Source organism: Candidatus Protofrankia californiensis (assembly GCF_900634765.1).
GTDB classification, from domain to species: domain Bacteria; phylum Actinomycetota; class Actinomycetes; order Frankiales; family Frankiaceae; genus Protofrankia; species Protofrankia californiensis.
The window spans coordinates 1-9,493 of the sequence record NZ_CAAAFT010000090.1 but is presented as its reverse complement, the minus strand read 5'-3'; the positions used below and the strand labels follow the sequence as shown (position 1 = coordinate 9,493).

The 9,493-nt window shown below is 65.4% G+C and carries 10 protein-coding genes; 5 read left to right on the top strand and 5 right to left on the bottom strand.

The genetic code is table 11. The annotated features are described in order from the left end of the window. Positions 1–14: 14 nt before the first annotated feature. Positions 15–221: a hypothetical protein gene (locus tag DD1DGNOD_RS05365; RefSeq protein ID WP_131769583.1), complete on the bottom strand. Its 207-nt coding sequence runs from the start codon at positions 219–221 to the stop codon at positions 15–17. Here DD1DGNOD_RS05365 and DD1DGNOD_RS05360 point away from each other — a divergent pair. After that, positions 211–390 (top strand): hypothetical protein, encoded by a 180-nt coding sequence (locus tag DD1DGNOD_RS05360; RefSeq protein ID WP_131765798.1) that lies wholly within the window; start codon positions 211–213, stop codon positions 388–390. The two genes, DD1DGNOD_RS05365 and DD1DGNOD_RS05360, sit on opposite strands and share 11 nt — an antisense overlap. 889 nt (positions 391–1,279) lie before the next feature. Here DD1DGNOD_RS05360 and DD1DGNOD_RS05350 read toward each other — a convergent pair. The 3 genes from DD1DGNOD_RS05350 to DD1DGNOD_RS05340 form a co-directional block, all read right to left on the bottom strand. Beyond that, positions 1,280–2,311 carry a CBS domain-containing protein gene (locus DD1DGNOD_RS05350; protein WP_131765799.1) on the bottom strand — a complete coding sequence of 344 codons (1,032 nt, stop codon included), beginning with the start codon at positions 2,309–2,311 and terminating at the stop codon, positions 1,280–1,282. A gap of 129 nt (positions 2,312–2,440) precedes the next feature. Then, positions 2,441–3,532: an IS701 family transposase gene (locus DD1DGNOD_RS05345; protein WP_131765800.1), complete on the bottom strand. Its 1,092-nt coding sequence runs from the start codon at positions 3,530–3,532 to the stop codon at positions 2,441–2,443. Between the two features lie 24 nt (positions 3,533–3,556). Continuing rightward, positions 3,557–3,784, bottom strand: a complete 228-nt coding sequence (locus DD1DGNOD_RS05340; protein ID WP_206442965.1) for a hypothetical protein — start codon at positions 3,782–3,784, stop codon at positions 3,557–3,559. 68 nt (positions 3,785–3,852) lie between these two features. Here DD1DGNOD_RS05340 and DD1DGNOD_RS05335 point away from each other — a divergent pair, with 68 nt between their 5' ends. Further along, positions 3,853–3,993, top strand: coding sequence for a helix-turn-helix domain-containing protein (locus DD1DGNOD_RS05335; RefSeq protein WP_241251297.1), 141 nt, complete (start codon positions 3,853–3,855; stop codon positions 3,991–3,993). Positions 3,994–4,105: 112 nt separating this feature from the next. On the opposite strand, the gene DD1DGNOD_RS05330 is transcribed toward DD1DGNOD_RS05335, so the two are convergent. Further along, positions 4,106–5,374, bottom strand: a complete 1,269-nt coding sequence (locus DD1DGNOD_RS05330) for an ATP-binding protein (RefSeq protein WP_131765801.1) — start codon at positions 5,372–5,374, stop codon at positions 4,106–4,108. 356 nt (positions 5,375–5,730) lie between these two features. Between DD1DGNOD_RS05330 and DD1DGNOD_RS05325 the strand changes: the two genes are divergently transcribed. From DD1DGNOD_RS05325 to DD1DGNOD_RS05315, 3 genes are all read left to right on the top strand, one after another. Next, on the top strand, positions 5,731–6,405 hold the full coding sequence (locus DD1DGNOD_RS05325) for a cyclase family protein (RefSeq protein WP_131769582.1): 675 nt from the start codon (positions 5,731–5,733) through the stop codon (positions 6,403–6,405). A gap of 233 nt (positions 6,406–6,638) precedes the next feature. Then, positions 6,639–7,447 (top strand): IS5 family transposase gene (locus tag DD1DGNOD_RS05320; RefSeq protein ID WP_131769581.1). Its coding sequence is split into 2 segments (ribosomal slippage): positions 6,639–6,986 and positions 6,989–7,447, totalling 807 coding nucleotides; the frame shifts between segments, so codons are not numbered across the junction. A gap of 883 nt (positions 7,448–8,330) precedes the next feature. Next, positions 8,331–9,476, top strand: coding sequence for a transposase (locus DD1DGNOD_RS05315; RefSeq protein WP_131765802.1), 1,146 nt, complete (start codon positions 8,331–8,333; stop codon positions 9,474–9,476). The last annotated feature ends 17 nt before the right edge of the window (positions 9,477–9,493 follow it).

Sequence of the window (9,493 nt, the reverse complement as noted above, 5' to 3'; positions counted from 1 at the left end):
GTCCAACGACTTCGTCACCGGAAGGTCACCACTGCGATCGACTTGTCGTCGTGACGCTTGAACCGCGGCAACTGGCCCTGCGGGTCCCCGTGCTCCTCCCAGCGATGCAGGTCCGCAAGCACCGCGGCCAACGCCGCCTCTGAAAGCCCGGCGAGGTCGCCGACGTCGATACCCAGATGCCGCATCGGATCGTCGGCGCCGTCGGTGAGGATGGCGCTCAACAACGGGCTGCGGCGCGACGCACTCGCCGGGCTTCGACGTCGCGACGTCGATCTCGACCACGGCACGATCCCGCCGACCGTGCCCCGGGTCGTCGTCGACAACAGGGCCGAGGACGGGGAGCAGAAGACCGACAACGCCTACCGCGGCCGCTGGTGCTCGACCCGGTGACCCTGCAGGCGCTCACCGAGTACATCGAACAGTAGGAGGACGACCGCGCCGAGTTCGGCTACGACAGCGATCTGCTCTTCTGCTGGCCGGACGGCCGATCCACCCGGACACGATCACCGACTGGTTCCAGCAGCACGCCAGGACAGCGGGACTACCGGTGATCCGACTCCACGACGTCCGGCACTCGTACGCCACCGCGGCGCCAGTTTCTCCGAAAGGGTGCTGGTCAACGTCGCGCAAGCCGCGCTCGGACACGAGCACGCGAGTACGACTCTGAACCGGTACACCCACCGGCCGAAGGACTACCACGATCGGCTTCGGGCGGCCCTGACCGACCCTGCTGACGATCCGCTGACTGACGACAGCCCGTGAAGATCGACGATCGGTCAAAGTGCCTGTGGAGACGAGGGGACTTGAACCCCTAACCCCTGCCTTGCAAAGTCGGTCCGGATCGTCCGCCGGTGTCCGGGCTCGTCCGTACAGTCGGCACGGCTTGGGCACCGACTCCGCGTCTGTACGTCGGCGTCCGCTGATGTCCGCCGGCTGGGCTACACACTTGGCTACAGACCCGACATGCCAACCTCTTGATCCGTAGCCCTCGGCGCACTGTCCACGAACGTCCACCGCCGTTCGTTGGTCCAGGTCACGGGCTCGGCGACGTCCACCAATGTCCACGGACGTCCGCCCCCGTCGCAGTACGACTGCAGTACGGCACTCTCCCGAGCGACGGTCACGGACTGTGCACGCCGCCATTCGATTTTCATCGGACCGTACTCGGGCTGCCCCGGCGTCAAACGGCCACTTGCGCAGTAGATACATGGCGGAGAGCGGTCGAAACACTGCTCATCCACTGCGGGAAGGCTCTGCTGATCTGGTTTGGTAATAGTAGTCACGACTGAATCAGCCTTAGCCATCTAATCAGATAGCGAAGCCGGTCTATCCGATCCTCTTCAATCGGGTCTGGACTAAAATGCATGATCTCATTTCTGACGTTTCGAAACTCTTCCAGGGTCTCAATAAAGATCTTCCTGTCAGCCTTCCAAGAGAGACGCTCCCAATTGGCTGGATTGCCTAGTAGGCGGACGTATTCTCCTACGGTCAAGTCGTCCGCAGATTGCACCGTACGAGTTCCATCCGCCTCGTTACGTATAAGTTTTAGCTCTTCGGGGGAGAAATGTAGATCAATGGCCCGGCGAAGCCTTCTTTCGATTTCTCCGACAAGGAAGAAGGGAGTTGCTAGAGTTGCAAACTCGGCACTTAGATCGGCGGTGGTAACGATACCGCTAATTGACTTGTCGAGATCGCGGACGAAGACGAAACCTGCCTCAATGATCCGTGGGATTAATGCCAGTAGATCGTCATCCAGTTCGACAACCTGTGCAGGAACGCATGCATCTGTCGCATGCTTGACATCGCGGACCATCTGTGCTTGGGCAATTGACTCCAAGCTCACAGCGCCCCGCAGATCCCTTTTTCCACTAGTGACTGCAAGTTGTGAATAATCTCCTTGCATCATCAAGGACTGCGCGGTCTGTATATCTGCGTCTGGCGGTACGGAGCAAATCTTTCCGCTGGATGATCGAAGGCTTCGGACCCGAAGAGCGACTTCCCGTAGATTTTGCTGACGCTCGCCCAAGGGCTGAACAGCCACTTTTTCCTGTGACTTTCCTACCGTCGAATCTTCTGTTTCGATCGTATTAGTCGGTATAAGGCGAACCTCTGTGTCGATCCACCCATCCGTAAACGGTGGATCGGTTATTAGGCCTTTTTCGTCGAGGTCGCCACTGATCTTTTCGACAATGGCGACCCCTCGGCGTTTTGCCCCCCACTTCCCAAGTAAATCCCGGATTGAAATCTGAACGAAGTTCGTGCGTCGCCGGCTGGCGGCGTCATCTAGAAAGGATTCGAGCTCTTGTTCCATCTCTCCCCGTCATTGGCTTTCCGTCGCCTAATTTCAATCGAGATCTTACCCCGTTGGCGGTGCAAGCACCGCGCTCTGGGTCCTCAGCTATCCCGTCTGTCGCCTAGTACGGCAGCCGCTGTTTTGTGATCAGTTGGGTTGGTGGTTATGGCGTCGGTAGTGGCTGGCTTTGGCTTTGGCGTTGGCCTGGTGCCGGCGCCGCCACCGTGACCAGCGCAGGACGTGGTCGAAGGACGCCGCGGGGCGTGTGAGGAGGGCGACGAACAGCCGCCGGATCTCGCCGACGGTCATGGGAAGCAGGTCGGCGTCGTCGTGGCTGTGCTGGTCACGCTGGTCGGCGGCGGTGACGGTGACGGTGACGGTCAAGAACGCGTGGGCGAGCATCGCGAGGATGGTCCAGCGCTGCCAGGAGGTCCAGGTGCGGACCTGGTGCTGATCCAGGGCGGTGAGTTCCTTGCAGGTCTGGATCGTTTCTTCCACCGTCCACCTGCGCTCGGCGACCCGCACCAGCACCGGCAGGGGGACGGGGTGGGATGCGTGGGCGCGGTAGAAGGCGTACTCGCCGGTGGCCTGGTTGCGGCGGATGAGCAGCCAGTGCCGTCCGGGTAGATCGCCGTCGACGGTGTCGATCAGCGCCCAGTCGTAGAAACGGTGGCCTTTGGAACCGGCACCGGCGGAGCGGGACTGCCAGGAGCTGGTGGGAAGGCGGACAGCGAGCTCGACGGCCTTGCGGACGCCGATGCCGGTGACGATCCGGTGGTCCTTCGCGACGGCGAGCACGTAGTCGATGCCGCGATGGGCCAGGTCGGCGCGTAGCGCCGGGTCGTTGCCGTAGACCTCGTCGGCGGTCACCCAGCCGGCGCTCACGCCGGCGTCCAGGGCCTGGGTGAGCATGCGCCGGGCCAGCGCCGGCTTCGTCGCGAACGTGACGTCGTCAGGGACCCCGGCTGCCGTGCACCGGTGCGGGTCACCGGTCCAGATCTTTGGCAGGTAGAGCGCGCGGTCGATGCATGCATGCCCGCGGTCGGTGGTGTAGGTCAGGTAGACCGCGACCTGCGCGTTCTCGATCCGTCCGGTGGTGCCGGTGTACTGGCGGCGCACCCCGACCGTGTGCACGCCCTTCTTGAGGTGTTGGGTCGGGGACGGGACGCCATGCGCCCTTTCAGGCGTCGGTTTTCCCGTCCCCGCCCCCCGAACCGGACGTGCCCGTTGGCCGAGCATCCGGCTCTCCACGTGATCCGATGGTCAAGCGAGGTATTCACTGACCTGGCCGACGAAGGCCACATCGTCGTGACTGGTCTGGCGGAAACGTGCTCCTTCCGGATCAACCTCGTCGATGTTGTAAGGCGTGCTGATCCGCGCTCCGCGGAAGCGGTAACGCTCGACCCGCATCTTCGCCGGGTTGTAGAGGACGAAACCGCCCTCGGTGATGCGATCCGCCCCGTAGTACTGATCTTTAATGTGTGGGGTCAATAAGCCTGGTGACGGCCACCCGTGAGGGCGGGTAGTCCGCTGGTACGAGGTACGCGACGGGTGGCGGGTTGACGCCCGCCGAGCAGGTGCAACGCGAGCAGGTCCGGCTGGCTGCGGCCGACCGGTTCGCCCAGGGCGCGAGCCAGGCGGAGGTGGCGCGGGAGTTCCGGGTGAGCCCGAGGACCGGCGCCCGGCCGGCGGACGGCTGAAGCGCCCACCTTCCACATCGGGGCGGTCGCTGTAGTCGGGGTCGGGGGATGAGGGTGGGGTTGAAGCCGGTGTCCAGCACTTCGATCATCCCCTCGGGGCCGCCCGTGGTGATCATGGACCAAACAGTGCCAACGGTACGACGGCAACGCCGTCACGCCTGCGGTAGGCATGCTCGCCTGCGTAGATGACGACGGCATCGATCAGGTCTTTTCCGATCCGGCCGCGAAGCCATTGGAGGTGCTTGGCGTCGGCATCCTCGACCCGGTCGGCCAGCTTGACCTCGATCCCAACTACTCGGCCGTCCGAATGCTGGACTATGAGATCCACTTCGTGGTCGTTGTTGCGGGTGCGTAGGTGTCCCACACGAGCCTCGGCGGCCTCGGCGTAGGTGTGGATGCTGAGCGCGGCAAGGTGCTCGAACAGTGCACCGAGGATCGTGCCCTCTGACAGGTCTGTGCTGCCCTGCTCGGCTCGCAGCAGTGCGGCGGCATCGAGTCCGAGCAGTCGTGCGGCCAGAGCAGGGTCGGCCAGATGGTGCTTGGGGGACTGGCCGAGCCGGTCCAAGTGGTTCCGGCTGGGGATCCACGGCGGTATCGCATCGAGCAACCACAATGAGGACAGAGCGTCGCGATAAGCGAGCGTCGTCTCCTTGGCAGGCTTGTTCGCCAGCCCAGCGGTGGCCGCGTCGAGGATCTTCGAATAGGCCATCGTTGTCGAGGTCGCGGCGGCGTAGGCGGCCAGCCAGGCACGCAGCACGGCCGGCCGGCGGACCGGGTAGCCCTGTTCGGGGAACTCCCGTTGTACGACGTTGTCCAGGTACGCGTCCAACTCCGCCCGACGCACGCGCGGGGGCAGACTGCGTATGGCGGGAAAGCCCGACGCCGTGATCTCCTCGACGTAGTCCGTCAGGCGGAGCGCGGTAGTCCCGCCGACATCCCGATTCCCGTCGAGGAGCGCGGCCAGGCTCATGGTCGGCGTCTCGATACCCCGCTCCGCGATACTCAACGGACGCATCCGCATCGGTACGATCCGCCCGGCGCCCGAGTGGACCACCGCCCCTCGCGGTGCAGAGCTACCGGCGACGATGAAGTGACCGGGCGGCGAGCCAGCGTCGACCGCATGGCGCACGTGGTCCCACATCTCGGGAAGGCGCTGCCACTCATCCACCAGCACCGGCCCGGGCAGACGGGTCAGAATCGACGGGTCAGCTGTCACGATCTCACGCTGAGCGGGAAGACTGAGGTCGATGACCGATGCGGCGCGCCGCATCGCGGTCGCGGTCTTGCCGACCCCCTTCGGCCCATGGATCGACAAGGCACGAAGATGCGGCTGAAGCTCGTCCAGCGTGTTGTCGATGATCCGACGCCGATAGTCGATCACACAACTACTCTACCAATTGCATGCCATCTAGTCTTCCGATAGCATGAATCATAGTCTGCCAATCGCATGATCGAACCTGACCCCCTGGCTCGACCGTGCCCGATCCCGTGCTGCCGGGCGTCCGATCAGGGACCTCGCCGAGCCGTGGTCAGGAGACGGCGCCCGGCCTCGCGACCGCATCTCGTCGAGTGCATCAGCCGCGCGGAACCGCACTGCCCCGAGGCAGTCCCAACCTATCCGTGACAGGAGCACCAAGGTGTCCGCCGGCTCGACGCCCCAGCAGCGCTGTGCCCGGGCCAGTCGCTCTCCCAGAGCGGGGCGACGCCAAGCCGCTCGCGCGGAGTAGAGGATCGAGCATGCGAATCCGTCGGATCGTCGACCTGTCGGTGCCACTGGACGAGAGCACCCAGGTCTACCCGGGTGATCCCGTCCCGCGGGTCCGACCGGCGGCCACGATCGAGACGGCCGGCTTCAACCTGCTCGACGTGCATCTCGGATCACAGACCGGGACGCACGTCGACGCGCCCTACCATGTCGAACCGAACGGTGCTCGCGTCGACGAGCTCGACCTGCACCTGCTGGCCGGTCCCGGGGTCATCCTGGATGTGACCGGGCTGGCGCCCCGGGAGCGGATCACGTGGGACCACCTCACCGCCTCCGCATCCGCCGACCGCATCGGCCCCGGAATCGTCACGATCCTGCACACCGGCTGGTCTGCGTACTACGGAACGCCGAGATACTTCGATCATCCGTTCCTCGACGAGGACGCCGCAACGCGAATGGTCAATCTCGGGGTGCGGACGTTCCTGCTGGACGCCGCCAGCATCGACGAGACGCCCGCTGCCGATCATCCAGGGGAGGGCTTTCCGGTGCACCACGTCATCGCCCGCCACGGCGGGATCATCGGTGAGAACCTGTGCAACATCGAGGCGGTCGACTTCGACCCCTTCGTGACCGCGCTGCCGCTGCGTCTCACCGGGGCCGACGGAGCACCCGTCCGGGCCGTCGCCATGGACCTCGACCTCGGGTAGCGTGGCCGGATCCCGTCAGCGGAACATGTGTCGGGGCTGCATGCGGTCGCTGTCGGCGGCATCCATCGCCCAGAGGTCCAGCCGAAGACGATCGCGGGAAGGCGCGGGAAGTCCTGCCCGCATCGACGTGACTGGCGGGACACGCCCGCCCCAGCCTCAGCGCGGGGGAATCCGCTCCGGCTAAGAGCGTGTCTCACGTGGCCGTTCCGGGTACATAGCTGATCATGGATGTGATGGAGAGCGGTCTCGCTCTGAGTCTGGTCCCGGACGAGTTGTGGGAACTGGTCGAACCGCTGCTGCCCCGGTTCGAGACCCGCCGGCAGGGAGGCGGGACCGCCCCGGTCGAGGACCGGGCGGTGTTCACCGCGGTGGTGTACGTGCTGACCGCGGGATGCGCCTGGCGGCATCTACCGGGCGAGTTCGGGGTGTCGGTACCCACCGCCAACAGGCGCTTCCAGCAGTGGACCCGGGCGGGAGTCTGGCCCCGGCTGCACCGGGCGGTCCTCGACGCCCACGATGCGGCCGGGGATGTGGACTGGTCGTCGGCGATCGTGGACGCGGCCAGCCTGCGGGCGAAAAAAGGGGATCTTTGACCGGGCCGAACCCGGTCGACCGCGGCAAACCCGGCTCGAAGATCCATGTGCTGACCGACGGGGGCGGGCTGCCGCTGGTCGTGGGGGTCTCCGCGGCGAACCTGCACGACAGCCAGGGGTTCGTCCCGCTGGTCACCGGCATTCCCGCCGTGCGGTCGCGGCGGGGTCCGCGCCGCCGGCTGCCGGTGAAGGTGCGTGCGGACAAGGGCTACGACTATCCGGAGTTGCGCCGTTTCCTGCGTGACCGTGGTGTCGTTCCCCGTATCGCCAGGCGGGGGATCGAGGACGGTGAACGCCTCGGCCGGTACCGATGGAAGATCGAGAGAACGCTGGCGTGGCTGGATGGCTACCGTCGACTGACGGTCCGGTACGAACGGAACGGCCACAACTTCCTCGGTTTTCTCTCCCTTGCTGCCGCGCTCACCTGTTGGAAGAAACTCCCCATATGAGACACGCTCTAATCATGCACAAACTCGCGAACCTAACGCGCCTCAACAGGAATCACCCCGACCAGACAGATCCCGCGGGCCCGGGTCCGACGCCCGCCGCCCGCCGCCGGGGGCGCGGGGTCGCCCCCGGCCCCCCGGAAAAAATCGCGGCCGCCGGCGAAGCTGCCCCCGAAGGGCAGCGAGCGGGCGAAGCCGGCTCGTGGGGCGGGTGGGACTCGAACCCACGACCGACGGATTATGAGCTTTCGTGTACTTTGTTCACCTATGTCCGCTAACATCCATCGGCGTAGGTCACGGGTCTGGTCTTGTTCGTGGACGTTCGCCGAGGTCCTTGGTCATCGACCAGCTTGGCTGCCACCCTGGCTGCCGGTGGCACACAGCACCGGGGGCGGTGCCCTGCGCTTTCAATAATGGCAGCAGCAGCGCCGCGCGCAAAGCTTCCTTAGATTCTGCACCGGTCTGTCGGCGTCCAGGTTCGCTCGCGCAGTCGGCCTGACCTGGGCGCCGATTCCATCGGCGTCGGCCGCCGTCCGCGGACGTTCGCCGGCTCGGCTACACGTTTGACTACACCCCTCCGAGCGAAAGCAGCAGCTCGGACCATCCGATTAAACGGTTCAGTCTGGAGGGTGTTGCACGAACCGTATGGTGCAGTTGCCCCGTATCGTCCGGGACATCCGTCCTTGGATAATCGCCCGACGTGTCGTGTTTGTCTGTCGGTCGTTCAGCTGGGCGCTGTTTGGCGCGGGGATGGGAGTCTGTCACCTGGCGGATATTCCTGGATGTGTCCGCCAGTGGTACCCGGCGCGCAGCTCGGCCTTTTTCTCCCTGGTCGCGGGACAATAGCAATGTCAACGGTGAGTGGGGCTGCCGAAGGGGAGCGGGCATGGCGCAGAACTTCCGTCCGGTGCAGAGGTCTCAGCCTTTCCTGCTTCCCCAGGATATGCGGGAGTGGCTCCCCGCCGACCACTTCGCCAATTTCGTGATCGAACTTGTCGAGTCGCTGGACACCTCGGCGTTCGTGAATGCCTACCGGGCTGACGGCAAAGGCGGGGCAGCCTACCACCCGGTGATGATGGCGACCCTCCTCGTCTATGCCTACTGCGACGGGGAACGCTCCTCACGCCAGATCGAACAACGCTGCCAGACCGACATCACCTACCGCTACCTCACCGGCAACGCCGTTCCCGACCATGTCACGACCGCCCGGTTCCGTGACCGGTTCGAAACCGAGCTCGCCGACCTGTTCGTGCCCGTCCTCGGGATCTGCCTGAACGCCGGCCTCGGTGACCTCACCCTCACCGCGATCGACGGGACCAAGCTGCGCTGCCCGGCGTCACTACGCGCGAACCGGACCCTCGCGAGCATCGAGAAGGAACTCTCCACGCTCACCGACGAGATCGAGACCGAACTCGCGCGGATCGTCGCCGAAGTCCTCGCCGAGTCCCACCGCGCCGACCTCGACGACGACACCCTGCCGGGCATGCCCCCGTCCCCACCACGCCCGCCCGGCACCCTGCCACCGGTCAGTGGCCTACCCAAAGCCCTGCATGGCAAGGCAACCCGCCATGCGCGCCTCACCGCGGCCCGGCAGACCCTCGACGACGGCTGGACCGCCGAGCAGGCCGCCCACCAGGACGCGCTACGCGCACGCGGCGAAAGAATCCAGCAGACCGGGAAGGGGATCCGCGGTCGGAAACCGAAACCGCCGGAGCGCGACCCGAAATCCCGCGTCAACGTGACCGACCCGGAAAGCCGCGTCATGAAAAACGTCCACGGCGGCTACCTGCAGGGCTACAACGCGCAGAACAACGCAGCCCGTGACCAGCTCAGCCTGACCGCCGAGGTCGTCAACGACGAGAACGACTACGCCCAGCTGCGCCCGATGATGACAGCCACCGAGAACACCCTGACCGGCGCCGGCGCGACCGTCTTCCCACCCGTGGTGACGGCCGACGCCGGGTATCGCACCGCGGACGTCGTCGCCGCCCTCGACCCGGCCGGGCCGACCGTGCTTGTTGCCCGGCGTTGAAAATGCCGATGTTCGAG

Bases quoted from the DNA above. Each gene is read 5' to 3' on its own strand.
- DD1DGNOD_RS05315 (WP_131765802.1), top strand. From the start codon at position 8,331: ATGGCGCAGAACTTCCGTCCGGTGCAGAGGTCTCAGCCTTTCCTGCTT.
- DD1DGNOD_RS05350 (WP_131765799.1), bottom strand. From the start codon at position 2,311: ATGGAACAAGAGCTCGAATCCTTTCTAGATGACGCCGCCAGCCGGCGA.
- DD1DGNOD_RS05360 (WP_131765798.1), top strand. From the start codon at position 211: ATGGCGCTCAACAACGGGCTGCGGCGCGACGCACTCGCCGGGCTTCGA.
- DD1DGNOD_RS05325 (WP_131769582.1), top strand. From the start codon at position 5,731: ATGCGAATCCGTCGGATCGTCGACCTGTCGGTGCCACTGGACGAGAGC.
- DD1DGNOD_RS05345 (WP_131765800.1), bottom strand. From the start codon at position 3,532: ATGCTCGGCCAACGGGCACGTCCGGTTCGGGGGGCGGGGACGGGAAAA.